Raw genomic sequence first — 15,720 nt, 5'->3', positions numbered from 1 at the left:
GGGTGGCAGTGATTCTTCGCGATGTCGCCCGCGGTTTTCCGCGCGGTTTTTCTCTCTCCCGGGTACAGGATGCAGCCTTTCGAAGATCTGTCCTGGTCCTCCGGGAGCATTTCTCTCGCCGTTCCCGGTAGTGATTGGGTGCACGGCGTTCAAACTCTCGAATAGTGTCGGTATACTTCTGCCGCTCCGGCTTCTGACTTGAGTTGGTCAGGCCGTAGACAAACGGCAAAGCACGCCGGAATATAACAGTATTCATGCAGCCGTTCAATCCTGCAGTCACTCCAGTAGCCAAGGAACTTCATGTCTCGAAAGTCTGCGAGCAGAAAGCCAGCCCAAACGCGGCCCGAGAGGGCAAAAAAAACCAGCAGGGCCGGCAGTGAGAGTCAGGCTGTTCGTGGAGAAGTCCGTCAGGGCGTCCAGTGGGTTACCGTGGACGAAGACAACGATGGTCAAAGGGTGGATAACTTCCTTCTTGCCCAGCTTCGCGGTGTGCCCAAGAGCATTATTTATCGTGTCATCCGCAAGGGCGAGGTTCGGGTCAATAAAGGACGGGTCAAGCCTGATTCCCGGGTGAGAACTGGTGATCAGGTGCGTATCCCACCGATCACCCGAAAGGAAAAGCCGGATCAGGTGGCGCCCGGCTCCCGAGTGCAGGGCGTGATGGAATCCGCGGTTGTTTTCGAGAACGAGCAGATGCTGGTGGTCAACAAACCGTCCGGTATCGCCGTACACGGCGGCAGCGGCCTGAGTTTCGGGTTGATCGAGGTGCTTCGTTCCGCTCGCCCGAACGCAAAGTTTCTGGAGCTCGTTCATCGTCTGGATCGGGATACGTCCGGACTGATCATGGTGGCCAAGAAGCGGTCGGCGCTTCGGTATCTTCAGGATGAGCTGCGGCAGAAACGAATCCGCAAGCATTACCATGCGCTGGTCGCCGGCGACTGGCCGGCCAGCGTTGACCGGGTGGATGTGCCTCTGCTGCGCTACGAGATGCCCAATGGCGAGCGTCGGGTGAAAGTTGACGCTGCCGGCAAGGCCTCGCTGACGACATTCCGCTGCCTCGAGCATTACGCGGGCTACAGCCTTGTCGAGGCGTCGCCAATTACCGGTCGTACGCACCAGATCCGCGTGCACAGCGCCTGGGCCGGTCATCCGATTGCGGGTGACGACAAGTATATGGATGATGTCAGCCTCAAGGCGTTCCGGTCCATTGGCGGGCAACGGCTGATGCTGCATGCGCGGGCCCTGGAGTTTACCTTGCCGGTCTCGGGTGAGGCTATGCGCCTTGAGGCGCCTTACGACGATGCATTCAATGACGTGCTCAGGAAACTTTCCGGGCGTCTTAAAGGAAACGACCAATGAACGTCAGAGTAGTAATTTTTGACTGGGACGGGACCCTGGTGGACTCGGTTGAGCATATTGCTGACAGCCTGCATCAGGCGGCAACCGAGCTGGGCTTTCCCGCCCTGGAGCGTGAGGCGTACCGGGATATTATCGGGCTTGGCATGGTCGAGGCGTTGGAGAAGCTTTATCCCGGTATCAGTCGGGAAGAAATGAACAGGATTCGCGACGGATACGGGCGCTATTTCTTCAGCAAGGTGACAACGCCGCAAAACGTGTTTGACGGTATGGCCGACGTGGTCGCAGATCTGCGAGGATCCGGTCGCAGTTGTTCTGTGGCAACCGGCAAGAGTCGGCGCGGCCTGGACTTTGCGCTGGCTTCCAGCGGTCTTGGCGACCACTTCGAGATCACCCGTTGTGCCGATGAGACACGCTCCAAGCCCGATCCCGCCATGCTTGAAGAGATTCTTCGTTTCTATCGCATTGAGCCCGAGGAAGCGGTGATGATTGGCGATACCCGATACGATCTTGATATGGCCCGGCGTATCGGCATGCCCTCCATCGGCGTTGAGTGGGGTGTGCACAAGCGGGATGTGTTGGGTGAATATTCGCCCCATGCCATTGTTGAATCCGTGCCAGACCTCCGGCGGGTGCTGGGGCTGTAAACAGACCGAATTCATTGACGTTGCTGACAGGATGCGCACATGAGTGACTGGGAATCTGACAAGTCTGCCGATTGGGGTGACAAACCGGTGGAGCCTGAAAAAGAAAGTAAGCCGTTGTTCGGGCGCAAGTCACCGAAGCTTCCGCCCGAGTCCGGACGTGACTGGAAGCTCATCGAAAAACTCGTCATGTCGCTGCAGTCTGAGCAGCGCAAGAGCCGGCGCTGGGGTATCTTTTTCAAGTTCCTGACGTTTGGTTACCTGATTGCCTTGCTGTTTTTGATCAAGTTTCCCCTGGGCGATTCACTGGAGGGTGTAACCGGCAAGCACACGGCTCTGGTAGAAATAAACGGTCCGATCGCTGCCGACGAACTGGCCAGTGCAGACAATATTGTAGGTTCTCTGCGAACAGCCTTCGAAGAGCCAAACTCGGTAGCAGTGATTCTGCGCATCAACAGCCCGGGTGGCAGCCCGGTGCAGTCCGGGTATGTCTACGATGAGATCAAGCGCCTGCGGGAGGAATATCCCGAGAAAAAGGTCTACGCCGTGATCTCGGATATCGGCGCTTCAGGGGCCTATTACATTGCTGCGGCCGCGGATGAAATCTACGCCAATCGGGCCAGCCTTGTCGGCTCGATTGGGGTGGTGGCCGGTGGTTTCGGCTTTACCGAGGTTATGGAGAAGATCGGCGTGGATCGCCGTCTCTACACGGCCGGCGAGAACAAGGCGTTTCTTGATCCGTTTTCGCCGGAGCAGGAAGAGGAAGTCACGTTCTGGCAGAGTGTCCTCGAAAACACCCACCAGCAGTTTATCGAGGCGGTCAAGCAAGGGCGTGGTGACCGCCTGGCGGATGATGAGCGCCTGTTCAGCGGGCTGGTCTGGAGCGGCGAGCAGGCCGTTGAGCTTGGCCTGGCTGATGGGCTCGGCAGCGCATCACACGTTGCTCGGCAGATCATAGGTCAGGAGGAACTGGTGGACTACAGCCGTCGCAAATCACCGTTCCAGGATATTGTTGATCAGCTTGGTGTCGCCTTTGGCGAGGGTTTCGCCAGTCAACTGGTCGAGTCCCGGCTCGAGCTTCGGTAATGCCTTATGAGGCAGGCCGGTTTTCCAGCAGGGGATTCCGGCCCCATTGCCTCAGCAGATCGTTCAGGGCAATAAGGGGGAGGCCCACCAGGCTGTTCGGGTCCCGGCCGTCAAGGGCCTCGAACAGAGTAATGCCGAGGCCTTCCATCTTGAAGCTGCCGGCGCAGTCGTAAGGTTTCTCCCGCAATAGGTAGGCCTCTATCTCCTCATCAGCCAGTTCCCGGAACCTGACGTTAAACGGCTCGCAAAGGCTGTCGATTTTGCCGGAATCGGAGTCGAGCAGCGCCAAGCCTGTAAGAAATAGTACCCTGTGACCACTGCTCTGGCGTAACTGCTCTGTCGCCATTTCGTGGTTGCCGGGCTTGCTCAGTACCGAGCCGTCGGGCAGGCAGGCGACCTGGTCCGAGCCGATGATCCAGTGGCCGGGGAACCGGTCCGCCAATTCGCGGGCCTTGCTCTCGGCCAGACGTGTCGCCAGGGCCTCGCCGGTCTCGCCTTGATAGGGTGATTCGTCGATATCCGGGCTTGCGCAGGTGAACGGCAAGCCAAGCCGCTCCAGGAGCGCTCTCCGGTACGGTGATGAAGACGCCAGTAAAAGCGGTTTTGGGGGCATTGATCGAGTCCTTTAAGTACCTGGCCAGTGCATCTGTTGTGCGATTATCGTAAATTACACCTATCTGCACTGGAACCCCCGTGAAAAAGCAACGAAGTCTTTGACAGCGGCCGGCTGCGCCCCTAAAATTGCGCGCCTATGTCAAACGCGTCCAACGCCGAGTTGCCCAAATCTGTTGATCCTTACCGGTTAGCGGAACATAACAGCACACTGGAGGGAGTGATTCCCATCAGCGGGCTTGGCCGTTTTCGGGAATCCGTTCTCGGGTTTTCGGAAGGCGCTGCGTGCCGGGTCAAACTGTCTTTTTTTATGGATGGTGAGCGTCGTCGCGTTGTTTCGGGCGAGCTGGCGGCCCCGGTTGATCTGGAGTGTCAGCGGTGCATGGGCGCCATGAGCGTGACTCTGGTCTCCGAGTTCAAGCTGGGTCTTGTTACCAGTGACGAGCAGGCGCAACAGCTGCCGAAAGAACTCGAGCCGTTTTTGACCGATGATTTTACGGCGGACCTCTGGTCGATGGTGGAAGACGAGCTGTTGCTGGTTTTGCCACCGTTTCCGCTTCACGAACGGGACCAGTGTCCTGCCCGGGAAGATTTGGAAGCCTACGAGCCTGACAGCTCCGGGGCAGAGCCGGTGAGAAAGTCGGGTGAGAATCCGTTCAGTGTCCTGGCGGATCTCAAGAAGACAAAGCATTAACCGGGCGTGGGTCGTCCCTCGGGAGACCGGCGCACATTTAACGAACAGACGTTACTTATTCAGCAATACAAGTTTACGTTAACAGGTCAGGAGCATAATCATGGCTGTACAGCAAAACCGTAAGACCCGTTCCAAGCGTGGCATGCGCCGTTCACACGACGCCCTGAGCGCCGCTGCTCTGAGCACCGATGCGACTACTGGTGAAGTTCATCGTCGTCACCACGTGTCTCCGGACGGCTTCTACCGCGGCAAGCAGGTAATCGAAGCACGCGACGAGTAAACTCGTTGCCGCTATGCACCGTCCCGAGTCGGATGGCAGAACGGTGAAGCCGGTCACCATCACGATTGATGCAATGAGTGGCGACCGCGGCGCTGCTGTCGTGGTTGCCGCATCGCTGCGGGCGGTGCGTGAAAACGAAGCCTTGAGCATCGTTCTGGTGGGAATCCGGAGCGAGCTCGAGGCTTTGTTGCGTGAGGGGCACGCCCGAATTCGCATTGTCGAGGCGGCAGACGTTGTTCGGATGAACGAGCGCCCCTCCCACGCTCTCCGCCACAAGAAAAACTCTTCCATGGCCATCGCCCTGAGTCTTGTCCGCGATGGCGAGGCCCAGGGCTGCGTCAGTGCCGGTAACACCGGTGCATTGATGGCGTTCGGGCGCACCATTATCCGCATGTATCCGGGTATCGAGCGCCCGGCTATTGCCAAACTGATTCCCTCGCTCAGGGGGCGCTGTCACGTCCTTGATCTCGGCGCCAATGTCGACTCAACCGCCGAGAATCTCTATCAGTATGCCCTGATGGGGTCCCTGATGGCCTCTGCGATCTGCAGCCAGGCGGAACCAAGGGTCGCTCTTCTGAACGTCGGTGAGGAAGAGATAAAGGGCAATGAACAGGTGCGGCTGGCGTCTCATATGCTGGCCCAGTGCGATACCATCAACTACATCGGTTATGTGGAAGGTAGCGATCTGTTCCGGGACGTCGCCGATGTGGTCGTCTGTGATGGCTTTGTCGGCAATATAGCCCTGAAAACCGGCGAGGGTGTTGCCGGTCTCCTCATAGAGCTGATGGAACAGGCCTTCACACGAAATCTCTACGGCCGACTGGTCGGCCTGCTGGCCCGTCCGATTATCGGTCGGCTTCTGCAATTGATGGATCCTTCCCGACACAACGGTGCCAGTTTGCTCGGTCTCCAGGGCGTGGTGATCAAAAGTCATGGCAACGCCAATGAGCGGGCCATGTTGTCGGCCATTCGACAGGCCGTTCGGGAAGTTGAGCTGGAAGTACCCCGCCGTATCAACGAGCGTCTCGACGATCTCATGCTTTGAGTGCCTGAGACTAAAGTCTGTCCCGGTTTGGCCACGCATTCGCGGATAATTGGCCTAACTTGTACTATTGGCTAATCTCACGTAACCACCCAATGACGATAAGATCCCGCTTATGAAATCAGCCTTTATTTTTCCAGGACAAGGGTCGCAATCGGTGGGCATGCTTTCGGCTGCCGCTGAAGCCTGGCCCATCATCGACAGAACCTTTTCCGAAGCCTCCAATGTTCTCGGCTATGACCTCTGGGATCTCTGCCAGAAGGGGCCGGCGGAGGAATTGAATAAAACCATGGTGACGCAGCCTGCGCTCCTGACGGCCAGTATTGCCCTCTGGCGGCAGTGGTTTGTTGCCGGCGGTTCTTCTCCCGATTTTCTCGCCGGTCACAGTCTGGGAGAGTACAGCGCCCTGGTGGCGGCAGAGAGCCTCGATTTTGTTGAAGCGGTCAAGCTGGTTCGCCTGCGTGGTGAGCTCATGCAGGACGCTGTGCCGGCTGGAGAAGGGAAGATGGCAGCCATCCTTGGTCTTGAGGATGATGCCGTTGTGGCAGCCTGTCAGGATGCGGCACAGGGCGATGTGGTATCTGCGGTAAACTTCAATGCCCCTGGTCAGGTGGTTATTGCTGGCTCGGCAGCCGCAGTTGAACGGGCTATTGAAGCCTGCAAGGAAAAAGGCGCGAAGAAGGCCATGCCATTGCCTGTAAGCGTGCCATCGCATTGCGCACTTATGAAAGGCGCCGCGGAGGAGCTGGCGAAAGCGTTGGAGGATGTTCGCTTTAATGATGCTGTCATCCCGGTTATACAAAATGTTAACGCTGCCGCCGAGACCGAATCCGCTACACTGAAGGCCAACCTTCTCAAGCAGCTTTATTCTCCGGTGCTCTGGACGGACTCTGTGCGTGCCCTCGTTTCCAATGATGTCGAAGTTGCAGTCGAGTGCGGCACTGGAAAAGTTTTGGCAGGGCTGGCCAAACGTATCGACCGGGCTTTGGCCGTTCACAGTATCGAAGACCCGGATTCGCTGGCGAAGGCGCTGGACGCTTTCGGTCAGTCCTGAAACGAAAGGGAGTTATTCATGTCTCTGGAAGGTAAAACCGCACTGGTCACCGGTGCTACCCGCGGTATTGGTCAGGCCATTGCCCGTGCGCTGGCCGCGCAGGGTGCCGAAGTTGTCGGAACAGCAACCAGTGAAGCCGGTGCAGAATCCATCACCAACGATCTCCAGTCGGCCGGTTACAAGGGTTACGGCATGGTCATGAACGTTGCAGACCCTGCCAGCATTGAAGCCGGTTTGAAGGCGCTGACGGAGAAATCGGGGGCGCCCCTGATTCTGGTCAACAATGCCGGCATTACCCGTGATAACCTCCTGATGCGGTTGAAAGATGATGACTGGGCCTCGGTTCTGGAAACCAATCTGTCCAGCGTCTATCGGACCAGCAAGGCTGTGCTTCGTGGCATGGCCAAGGCCAAATGGGGCCGGATTATCAATATCAGCTCCGTGGTTGCCGGTATGGGCAATGCGGGGCAGGGCAATTACTGCGCCGCCAAGGCCGGGGTTGAAGGGTTTACCCGAAGCCTGGCCAAGGAAATGTCGAACCGCGGTATCACTGCAAATTGCGTGGCTCCCGGATTTATTGACACGGATATGACAAAAAAACTGGACGACAAGCAGCGTGGGGCTATGCTGGAAATCATACCCGCGGGTCGTCTGGGTGAGCCGGAAGAAGTGGCAGCCGTGGTTGCCTTCCTGGCATCAGATGCAGCCGGATACGTGACGGGTGAAACCATCAACGTGAACGGCGGAATGTACATGGGATAAGCCCCTTTCGGGGTCTGTGCGCAACCCCTTGTCGCACAACATGTTTATCAGAATCCCTGCTTGTTTGCAGGTAGGGTTTAAACTAAACTGGCAGCACTAGAGTTGCTTGGTTGACACACAAAGTGAGGACATTATGAGTACAGTTGAAGAGCGCGTGAAGAAGATCGTTTGTGAACAGTTGGGCGTTAAAGAGTCCGAAGTTCAGAACTCATCTTCTTTTGTAGAGGATCTTGGCGCTGACTCACTGGACACCGTTGAGCTGGTTATGGCGCTGGAAGAGGAATTTGAAACCGAGATTCCAGATGAGGAAGCCGAGAAGCTGGCCAGTGTTCAGGACGCGATCGACTATATCGTCGCGCACACCTGATACTCTGCAATTAAGTAAGCCAGGCAAAAAGCCGTCCTTGTGAAACATCGAGGGACGGCTTTTTTATTGGCTGAATATCAGCTTCAATCTGCGTTCAGATTCATTCGGACAAGTTCAGGTGCAACAGGTTATGGCTAAACGGCGAGTTGTCATTACAGGTATGGGCATGCTGTCTCCAGTCGGCAATAGTGTGGCGTCGTCCTGGGAAGCGATTCAGGCTGGCCGGAGCGGGATTGGTATGATCGACCGCTTTGACGCGTCTGCCTATAACACAAGGATTGGAGGGGCTATCCGGGATCTGGATATGGAGTCCTATCTCTCCCCCAAGGACGCCAGAAAGCTCGATGCGTTTATTCACTATGGCCTGATTGCCGCCCAGCAGGCGGTGGACGACAGTGGCCTGGAATCGTTCGACAGACTTGACCGGGACCGCGTGGGTATTGCGATTGGCTCCGGCATCGGTGGCCTTGAGTACATTGAGAAAAGCGTTCTCACCATGGGCAAGTCCGGGCCCCGCAAGGTTTCTCCGTTTTTCGTGCCGGCGTCTGTCGTCAACATGATTTCCGGTAATGCAGCGATCCGCTTCGGCTATCGCGGTCCCAACATCGCCATTGTTACCGCCTGCACAACCGGAACCCATAATATCGGATACGCAGCCCGAACTATTGCCTACGGTGATGCAGAGGTCATGCTTGCCGGTGGCTCGGAAATGGCGACCACGCGGACCGGAATGGCTGCCTTTTCAGCCGCCCGCGCGCTGTCGACCCGAAACGATGAACCGGAAAAGGCCAGTCGGCCGTGGGATAAAGATCGCGATGGCTTTGTGCTCAGCGATGGTGCCGGTGTGGTAGTTCTGGAAGAGCTTGAGCATGCGAAGCAGAGAGGGGCCACCATATACGGCGAAGTCGTTGGCTTTGGTATGAGTGATGACGCCCATCACATTACTGCACCGCCGGAGAATGGTGAGGGCGCGGCCCGCTCCATGGTCAACGCTATCCGGGACGCCGGCCTGAAACCGGATGAAATCGACTATATCAATGCCCATGGCACATCTACACAGGTGGGCGATATTGCAGAAGTGGCGGCTGTACGGACGGTATATGGCAGCCATGCTGAAAAGCTGGCTATGAGCAGTACCAAATCCATGACCGGACACCTGCTTGGCGCCGCTGGTGCGGTAGAGGCAATCTTCTCCGTATTATCGATACGCGATGGCGTCTTGCCTCCAACCATCAATCTGGACAATCCCGATGAGGGGTGTGACCTGGATCTCGTTGCTCACAAGAGCCGACAGGCCGATGTGCGGGTAGCGCTCTCCAACTCATTTGGATTCGGCGGTACCAACGGAACCCTGATTTTCCGCCGTTACGAAGGCTGATCCTGGACGTGTTTCGTCTGTTCTGGGCCGATGAAAGCGGCCTCCCTGCTGATGACCGCGGTTTGGCCTACGGCGACGGGCTGTTTGAAACGATCCGCATGGTTGAGCAGAAAGGAGTCCTGCTTTCGCGACACCTTGAGCGCATGGTTCGTGATGCCGGTCGGTTGGGCATCGAGGTTTCGCGAAGGGATCTGGCGAACGTTTGTGTCCAGGCGGCGCAGCGCTTTGCCGGTCGATTCAGGGGGGAAGGCTGGATTCTCAAACTGACCCTGACCAGGGGCAGCGGTGGGCGGGGTTACCGGCCTGCTCCCGGGATGGAGCCAAACCTGCTGGTGTCGGCTTCACCGTTGCCTCCGATGCCGGATATTGCCGGAGAGGCCGTTGACTTCTCGAAAGTCCCCCTGTCTGTTAATCCTGTCTTGGCAGGTATCAAGTCTCTGAACCGGATCGAGCAGGTATTGGCCGCCGCTGAACTGGGGCCATCCCTTTTCGAGGTCATCATGGCTGATCACGGCGGCAATCTGGTGGAGGGTACCCGCACCAATCTTCTGCTCCGGCAAAGCGATGGCTGGGTGACACCGCCGGCATCCAGCCTTGCGGTTGCCGGCGTTCTCAGGCAATGGGTGCTTGAACGGCTGAGGCAACAGGGGGAAAGGGTGTCGGAGCGTCCGGTTGCTGTAGACGATGTCCTCGGTCCGGATTGCCATGGGCTATTTCTTCTGAATAGCGTTCTTGGGTTTGTTCCGGTTCGCACTATTGCCGGTCATGATTTGCCTGTCGATGGTGGACTTGCGACAATCTTCAATCCTCTCGAAACACTGGAATAAATCGTTTGTTCAAGAAGTTATTGCTTGCGTGTGTTTGTGCTGCTGTCCTGATCTCAGCGGGAACCGGTCTGTGGGTGTGGCAAGGCTTGAAAGGCCTTGAAAAGCCAGTCGAGTTCGAAGAGCCGCTGCTTTTTCAGGTTCCCCAGGGTGCGTCTTTCACGGAAGTGGCGGGTCGCCTTGAAGATGAAGGATTGGTCTCGGACCGGCTGTGGCTCAGGCTATATGGTCGCCTTGACCCTGGGCAGACCCGAATCAAGGCTGGCGAGTATGAATTCCTTGATGGCATGAGTCCCGTCGACATGATTGGCATCATGGTCTCCGGCGATACCAAGCACTGGTATGTGCAATTTATCGAGGGATGGACTTTTCAGGATATGAGGGCAGCACTGGCAAACGCCGAGCGATTGCAAAAGCTCACAGGCGAGTGGTCCAGTGAAAAGATCATGGCGGCTGTCGGTGCGGAAGGGGAGCATCCTGAGGGGCGGTTTTTCCCGGATACCTACGCCTTTACCAGCACCGAGTCCGATCTGGATCTTCTGAGGCGTGCCTTCAGCCGTATGGAATCAGTGCTGGCTGAGGAGTGGGCAGCACGGGAAGATGGGTTGCCCTATGAAAACCCCTATGAAGCTCTGATCATGGCCTCTATTGTGGAGCGCGAAACTGGCGCCCCGGAAGAGCGCGACCAGGTTGCAGGGGTATTTGTTCGCCGCCTCCAGAAGGGAATGCGCCTGCAAACCGATCCCACGGTTATTTATGGTATGGGCGATAGTTATCAGGGCCGTATCGGCCGTAAGGATCTGCGCACCTACACGCCCTACAACACATACAGAATCAATGGACTGCCCCCAACGCCCATCGCCCTGCCTGGCCGTGAATCCATTCACGCGACCCTGCATCCGGATGATGGAGATGCGCTCTATTTCGTTGCCCGTGGCGATGGTACCCACAAATTTTCACGCACACTGGCGGAACACCAGAAGGCTGTGCGTGAGTTTCAGCTTAACCGACGTGAGGATTACCGCTCCTCGGTTAAGCAGGGTGGAGAATGAGCATGAGAGGGCAATTCATTACGTTTGAAGGTACAGAAGGCGTTGGCAAGTCCACTCAGTTGGCGAATGCCGCCAGTACCCTCGAGAACCTCGGTGTGGATGTGTTGGTAACCCGTGAGCCTGGCGGCACCCCCATGGCCGAGCACATTCGCGAGCTGCTGCTGGCAACCCGGGATGAGGTGGTTCACGAAACCACGGAACTGCTGTTGATGTTTGCAGCCCGCGCCCAGCACTTACATACGAGAATCCTGCCGGCACTCGACGCTGGTCAGTGGGTGCTGTGCGACCGGTTCACCGATGCCACATTTGCCTATCAGGGAGGTGGGCGCGGTGTGTCGCAGGAGCGGATTGCATTGCTGGAAAACCTGGTTCAGGGTAACGTCCGTCCTGATCACGTGATATTGTTCGATGCGCCAGTGGAAACCGGAATGGCCAGAGCAAGGCGTCGGGGTGAACTGGACCGGTTTGAGCAGGAAGATCTGGAGTTTTTTCAGCGAATCAGAAATACCTACCTCGACCGTGCCAATGAGGCCCCGGATAGATATCATATTATCAACGCGGCGCGCCCACTGAATCAGGTTTCCGAGGAGGTTGTCCAGCTGCTTACCGGTTTATTGAGCCCGACTGGTCATGGCTGAGGCCAGCTTGGTAGTTTTGGAGGTTTAGCCTTCATTCGTGCACTTTTTGTAAGGTTCTGCTTTAATTGATGTACATTCTCAATTAAAGACTGGCAGTCTTGATGGTCGACGCAAAACTTCTAAAACTCCCCAGCGCAGCGCATCAGCACCGCCACGAACATCATCAGATCGTGATCGGTGTCAGAGGGGAAGCCGAACTGAGTGTCGACGGGACAGGGGCTCGTCTGGATACCTGGAGAGCCTGTTTCGTGCCCACGGAAGCCCAGCACGATTTTTGTGGCAGTCACTCCAACCATGTTCTGGTCATTAATCTTGATCCACTGACTCCCGCGTTTAACACTCCGGCCCATGCGGATTACGAGCGGATGATGCGAGTCTTTGAGAAGCCGCGCACCCTGCAAATGGACAGTCGTTTGCAGGGCTTTGTCCAGTTCACCGCTACCGAATTTGATCGCGCGCCAGAGAACGCAACGCTCCAGCAGCACCTGGCTACCAGTATTCTCTACTGCATGGCCGACAGGATAGCCGGCGGGCAGACGCAATCTCCCGATCGGAACCCCGTAAGCCCGGAAGTCGTTCGATCGTACATCCTCAATAACCTGCACCGAAAAATCACCGTTGAGGAAATGGCGGGGAAGGCCTGTCTCAGTGTCAGCCGCTTTCACGAGGTATTCAGGGATGCCGCTGGTATAACGCCCCATCAATTCCTTCTTCAGACGCGTCTGGAGCAGGCCTCTGAACTTCTTGTCTCAACGTCACTCTCGGTATCTGAAATCAGTTACAGAACCGGCTTCTCATCTCAGAGCGCTTTGACCAACGCGTTACGAAAATACAAGGGAACCACGCCGTCCAGGCTACAGGCGGGTGCTTACGCTGCCTGATTCCGTGTTCTGAGCCCTACAACCGTAGGATTGTGCAAAAGAATCGTAGGATTTCGTAAGCCTGGCGTCCGTAGTAATACTAACTTATAGCGGTTGGGAGCCTGGCTTGAATGGCTGACTGCATTGGCGTCAAGAACCCGAGATGAGGATCACGCCGCGCAGGTGAGTCACTGAACAATCCCGTTCCGATAAGGAACAATTTTCGTGTGAACAAGAAGAACAGTGCAGCGCGTTGTCGGCAGGTCAGTTCTGTGCTTCGCGAGCGAACCTGATTCCGACTCATTAAACCGGAGGAGCCCTATGGCTATTGGTGTTTGGATAAGTCTCTTTGCATATTTTGCGCTCATGATTGCCATTGGCATATTCGCGATGCGCAGATCTACCTCATCATCTGAGGATTACATGCTAGGCGGACGGGCGCTCAGTCCGAAAGTGGCCGCCCTTTCGGCGGGTGCCTCGGATATGAGTGGTTGGCTGCTTCTGGGTCTTCCCGGAGCTTTGTATGTATCTGGCCTGGGTTCCGCGTGGATCGGTATTGGCCTCTTTGTCGGTGCGTTTTTCAACTGGACGCTGGTTGCACCGCGCCTTCGGGAACAGACGGTTCACTATGGGAATGCCATTACCATTCCGTCTTTCCTTGCTAACCGCTTCCCGACTCAGGCGTTATCGCTGAGAACGGTATCCGCTATCGTTATCGTCATCTTTTTTGCGGTTTACACTGCGTCCGGTCTGGTTGCTGGCGGCAAACTGTTTGAAAGTGCGTTTTCCGGTATTTTCAACTTTGGTGGCTTGAGTGATTACGCGGTGGGTATTGTCATTACGCTGGGCGTGGTGCTGGCCTACACCGTTGTGGGTGGTTTCCTGGCAGTAAGCATGACGGACTTCGTGCAGGGCTGCATCATGATGCTGGCACTGGTGATCATGCCCGCGGTTGTGCTATTCGGAGAAGGCGGTGGCGGTTTTGGCCAGGCTGCTGAAACTCTGAACTCGGTCGATCCCACGCTTCTGTCATGGACGGAAGGCCTGACCTTCATCGGTTGGTTGTCTGCGGTTACCTGGGGCCTGGGGTATTTCGGTCAGCCTCACATTATCGTGCGCTTTATGGCCATCCGTACCCTGAAGGATGTTCCGATTGCCCGTAATATTGGCATGGGCTGGATGGGTATCTCCCTGATTGGTGCGATCTCGCTGGGTGTTTTCGGCCGGGCGTATGCCGTTCGTAACGGTATGGATATTGCGGATCCGGAAACGATCTTCATCATTCTGTCCGATCTGCTGTTCCATCCGCTGATCACCGGTTTCCTGTATGCAGCTCTGCTTGCGGCAGTTATGAGCACCATCTCGAGTCAGTTGCTGGTGTCTTCATCTTCTTTGACTGAAGATTTCTATCGACTGTTCCTGCGCAAGGAAGCAACCGATAAGGAGTGCGTCAATATTGGCCGGGTGTGTGTGGTGCTGGTTGGCCTGGTTGCCGCGGTCATTGCATCCGATCCGAATTCACAGGTTCTGGCCCTTGTCAGTAATGCCTGGGCCGGCTTCGGTGCAGCTTTTGGTCCGCTGATTATCCTGTCGCTGATGTGGCCGCGCACGAATGGTGCCGGTGCCATTGCTGGCATGGTAGTGGGTGCAGCTACGGTTATGATCTGGATTTCTCTGGGTTGGAACGGTGAGTTTATGGGTGGTCCTGGTGTTTATGAGATCATTCCTGGCTTTATTGCTGCTTTCATCGCCATTGTTGCGGTGAGTATGGCTACCGAAGACGCAAACGAGTATCAGCACATTACACGCTAGGGCGCTAGCAGCTGGGCGCCGGAACTTCAGGTTTGGCGCTTATGCGAGTCGTGCTGATGTCAACAAACCCTCGCCTCAAGGGCGGGGGTTTGTTGTATCTGACGCCGGAGGCCTGTTGGTGGAAGCTGGAATGACTTAGACCATAGGCGATGGTTCATGATTTGAGCTGGTAGATCTCTGTCCGAGCCGCTACATTAATTAAGGTCAGATTCCAGCTTGAGAAAACAATAATCGCGAAAGGACAAAGGGTTATGAGAAACAATCGATATATGAAATCAACACTGAGCCTGCTTGCGGCGGCTATGGTTTCTTTTTCCTCGGGGGTGCACGCCGAGGGTAATTATGTAATGGGCACTGCGACTACGGGTGGCACCTACTATCCGGTTGGCGTCGCTATTTCCACGTTGGTTAAGGTAAAACTGGAACCAACGACCAATATTTCCGTGTCCGCCATCAGTTCAGCCGGATCAGGCGAAAATCTGAAGTTGATGGACGAGGGGCAGATCCAGTTCGGTATTTTGCAGGGGCTATACGGCGCCTACGCCTGGAACGGCACAGGGCCAGTACCACAGGCCTATAAAAATCTGCGCTCGGTTTCCATGCTTTGGCAGAACGTTGAGCATTTTGTGGTCCGTAACAACGTGGTTGAGACCGGTACTATTTCGGATATGACCAACCTTTACGATGAGAGCTTCTCTATTGGAGCCCGGAATTCCGGTACTGAAGGTTCCGGTCGTTTTATCCTGGGCAAGGTCGGAATTGATCTGGAGCAGGTGGACATCGCCTATCTCGGCTATGGTCCCAGCGCTGACGCCATGCAGAATGGAAACATCGATGGTATGAACATTCCGGCCGGTGTCCCCGCATCTGCGGTTACCCGTGCCTACGCCAACCTCGGTGGCGAAATAACAACACTGGACTTTACCGAGGCGCAGCTGGCCGAGGTGAACAGTGATTTTGAGCTCTGGACGCCCTACCTGATCCCGGCTGGTACCTATCCGAACCAGGACAAGGACATCAATACTATCGCCCAGCCGAACATCATGGCGGCCCGAGCGGATGTCCCGGAAGAGGACGTGTATCAAATCACCAAGACAATTTATGCCAACCTGGCGTTTCTGAATAACATTCATCCGGCAACCAAGGCCATGGCGCTGGAGAAAGCGATTGCCGGTCTGCCGATGCCGCTGCATCCCGGGGCTGCGCGTTTTTACCGTGAGCAGGGAATTGAGATTCCAGAACGGCTGATTGCGGAGTAG

17 protein-coding genes are annotated in these 15,720 nt (G+C 56.2%); 16 read left to right on the top strand and 1 reads right to left on the bottom strand.

Annotation, left to right across the window (positions count from 1 at the left end; translation table 11 throughout):
- The first annotated feature begins 300 nt into the window (after positions 1-300).
- From rluC to BM035_RS01350, 3 genes are read left to right on the top strand one after another with little or no spacing between them, the layout of a single operon-like run.
- On the top strand, positions 301-1,359 hold the full coding sequence (gene rluC / locus BM035_RS01360; RefSeq protein ID WP_092029910.1) for a 23S rRNA pseudouridine(955/2504/2580) synthase RluC: 1,059 nt from the start codon (positions 301-303) through the stop codon (positions 1,357-1,359).
- Positions 1,356-2,003: an HAD family hydrolase gene (locus BM035_RS01355; protein ID WP_053112398.1), complete on the top strand. Its 648-nt coding sequence runs from the start codon at positions 1,356-1,358 to the stop codon at positions 2,001-2,003. The genes rluC and BM035_RS01355 overlap by 4 nt, the downstream gene beginning before the upstream one ends.
- Before the next feature lie 39 nt (positions 2,004-2,042).
- Entirely contained in the window at positions 2,043-3,086 is a 1,044-nt protein-coding gene (locus tag BM035_RS01350; protein WP_092029908.1) for a S49 family peptidase, read from the top strand.
- Positions 3,087-3,090: 4 nt separating this feature from the next.
- Here BM035_RS01350 and BM035_RS01345 read toward each other — a convergent pair whose 3' ends face one another.
- Positions 3,091-3,699, bottom strand: coding sequence for a Maf family protein (locus tag BM035_RS01345; protein ID WP_092029906.1), 609 nt, complete (start codon positions 3,697-3,699; stop codon positions 3,091-3,093).
- 138 nt (positions 3,700-3,837) lie between these two features.
- Here BM035_RS01345 and BM035_RS01340 point away from each other — a divergent pair, with 138 nt between their 5' ends.
- The 13 genes from BM035_RS01340 to BM035_RS01280 all read left to right on the top strand — a co-directional run bounded on the left by BM035_RS01340 (position 3,838) and on the right by BM035_RS01280 (position 15,720).
- The gene (locus tag BM035_RS01340; RefSeq protein ID WP_008174965.1) at positions 3,838-4,392 is read left to right on the top strand and encodes a YceD family protein; all 555 of its coding nucleotides are present in this window, start codon (positions 3,838-3,840) and stop codon (positions 4,390-4,392) included.
- A gap of 100 nt (positions 4,393-4,492) precedes the next feature.
- Positions 4,493-4,672 carry a 50S ribosomal protein L32 gene (rpmF, locus tag BM035_RS01335; RefSeq protein WP_008174968.1) on the top strand — a complete coding sequence of 60 codons (180 nt, stop codon included), beginning with the start codon at positions 4,493-4,495 and terminating at the stop codon, positions 4,670-4,672.
- 43 nt (positions 4,673-4,715) lie between these two features.
- Positions 4,716-5,717 (top strand): phosphate acyltransferase PlsX, encoded by a 1,002-nt coding sequence (plsX, locus tag BM035_RS01330; RefSeq protein ID WP_014577545.1) that lies wholly within the window; start codon positions 4,716-4,718, stop codon positions 5,715-5,717.
- 112 nt (positions 5,718-5,829) lie between these two features.
- Positions 5,830-6,768, top strand: a complete 939-nt coding sequence (gene fabD / locus BM035_RS01325) for an ACP S-malonyltransferase (RefSeq protein ID WP_039882075.1) — start codon at positions 5,830-5,832, stop codon at positions 6,766-6,768.
- 18 nt (positions 6,769-6,786) lie between these two features.
- Entirely contained in the window at positions 6,787-7,530 is a 744-nt protein-coding gene (gene fabG, locus BM035_RS01320; protein ID WP_092029904.1) for a 3-oxoacyl-ACP reductase FabG, read from the top strand.
- A 133-nt stretch (positions 7,531-7,663) separates the two neighbouring features.
- On the top strand, positions 7,664-7,897 hold the full coding sequence (acpP, locus tag BM035_RS01315; RefSeq protein WP_012136033.1) for an acyl carrier protein: 234 nt from the start codon (positions 7,664-7,666) through the stop codon (positions 7,895-7,897).
- Positions 7,898-8,027: 130 nt separating this feature from the next.
- Positions 8,028-9,275, top strand: coding sequence for a beta-ketoacyl-ACP synthase II (gene fabF, locus BM035_RS01310; RefSeq protein WP_092029903.1), 1,248 nt, complete (start codon positions 8,028-8,030; stop codon positions 9,273-9,275).
- Positions 9,276-9,283: 8 nt separating this feature from the next.
- Entirely contained in the window at positions 9,284-10,102 is an 819-nt protein-coding gene (locus BM035_RS01305; RefSeq protein ID WP_092029901.1) for an aminotransferase class IV, read from the top strand.
- A gap of 5 nt (positions 10,103-10,107) precedes the next feature.
- Complete coding sequence (mltG, locus tag BM035_RS01300) at positions 10,108-11,151, top strand: endolytic transglycosylase MltG (RefSeq protein ID WP_008174981.1); 1,044 nt, start codon at positions 10,108-10,110, stop codon at positions 11,149-11,151.
- Entirely contained in the window at positions 11,148-11,789 is a 642-nt protein-coding gene (gene tmk, locus BM035_RS01295) for a dTMP kinase (RefSeq protein WP_039882076.1), read from the top strand. Before mltG ends, tmk begins: the two co-directional genes overlap by 4 nt.
- A 101-nt stretch (positions 11,790-11,890) precedes the next feature.
- A complete protein-coding gene (locus tag BM035_RS01290) occupies positions 11,891-12,670 on the top strand; it encodes a helix-turn-helix domain-containing protein (protein WP_008174983.1) in 780 nt (259 codons plus the stop codon).
- Between the two features lie 300 nt (positions 12,671-12,970).
- Positions 12,971-14,461, top strand: coding sequence for a sodium/proline symporter PutP (putP, locus tag BM035_RS01285; protein ID WP_008174984.1), 1,491 nt, complete (start codon positions 12,971-12,973; stop codon positions 14,459-14,461).
- Positions 14,462-14,712: 251 nt separating this feature from the next.
- Positions 14,713-15,720 (top strand): TAXI family TRAP transporter solute-binding subunit, encoded by a 1,008-nt coding sequence (locus BM035_RS01280; RefSeq protein ID WP_092029900.1) that lies wholly within the window; start codon positions 14,713-14,715, stop codon positions 15,718-15,720.

It is taken from the genome of Marinobacter sp. DSM 26671 (assembly GCF_900112835.1).
Classification (GTDB): domain Bacteria; phylum Pseudomonadota; class Gammaproteobacteria; order Pseudomonadales; family Oleiphilaceae; genus Marinobacter; species Marinobacter flavimaris.
Note: the sequence above shows the minus strand (reverse complement) of the source record. Positions and strands in the feature narration are given on the sequence as shown.

Coding starts and splice junctions, on each gene's coding strand:
- rluC (WP_092029910.1), top strand. CDS start 301: ATGTCTCGAAAGTCTGCGAGCAGAAAGCCAGCCCAAACGCGGCCCGAG.
- BM035_RS01355 (WP_053112398.1), top strand. CDS start 1,356: ATGAACGTCAGAGTAGTAATTTTTGACTGGGACGGGACCCTGGTGGAC.
- BM035_RS01350 (WP_092029908.1), top strand. CDS start 2,043: ATGAGTGACTGGGAATCTGACAAGTCTGCCGATTGGGGTGACAAACCG.
- BM035_RS01345 (WP_092029906.1), bottom strand. CDS start 3,699: ATGCCCCCAAAACCGCTTTTACTGGCGTCTTCATCACCGTACCGGAGA.
- BM035_RS01340 (WP_008174965.1), top strand. CDS start 3,838: ATGTCAAACGCGTCCAACGCCGAGTTGCCCAAATCTGTTGATCCTTAC.
- rpmF (WP_008174968.1), top strand. CDS start 4,493: ATGGCTGTACAGCAAAACCGTAAGACCCGTTCCAAGCGTGGCATGCGC.
- fabD (WP_039882075.1), top strand. CDS start 5,830: ATGAAATCAGCCTTTATTTTTCCAGGACAAGGGTCGCAATCGGTGGGC.
- fabG (WP_092029904.1), top strand. CDS start 6,787: ATGTCTCTGGAAGGTAAAACCGCACTGGTCACCGGTGCTACCCGCGGT.
- acpP (WP_012136033.1), top strand. CDS start 7,664: ATGAGTACAGTTGAAGAGCGCGTGAAGAAGATCGTTTGTGAACAGTTG.
- fabF (WP_092029903.1), top strand. CDS start 8,028: ATGGCTAAACGGCGAGTTGTCATTACAGGTATGGGCATGCTGTCTCCA.
- tmk (WP_039882076.1), top strand. CDS start 11,148: ATGAGCATGAGAGGGCAATTCATTACGTTTGAAGGTACAGAAGGCGTT.
- BM035_RS01290 (WP_008174983.1), top strand. CDS start 11,891: ATGGTCGACGCAAAACTTCTAAAACTCCCCAGCGCAGCGCATCAGCAC.
- putP (WP_008174984.1), top strand. CDS start 12,971: ATGGCTATTGGTGTTTGGATAAGTCTCTTTGCATATTTTGCGCTCATG.
- BM035_RS01280 (WP_092029900.1), top strand. CDS start 14,713: ATGAGAAACAATCGATATATGAAATCAACACTGAGCCTGCTTGCGGCG.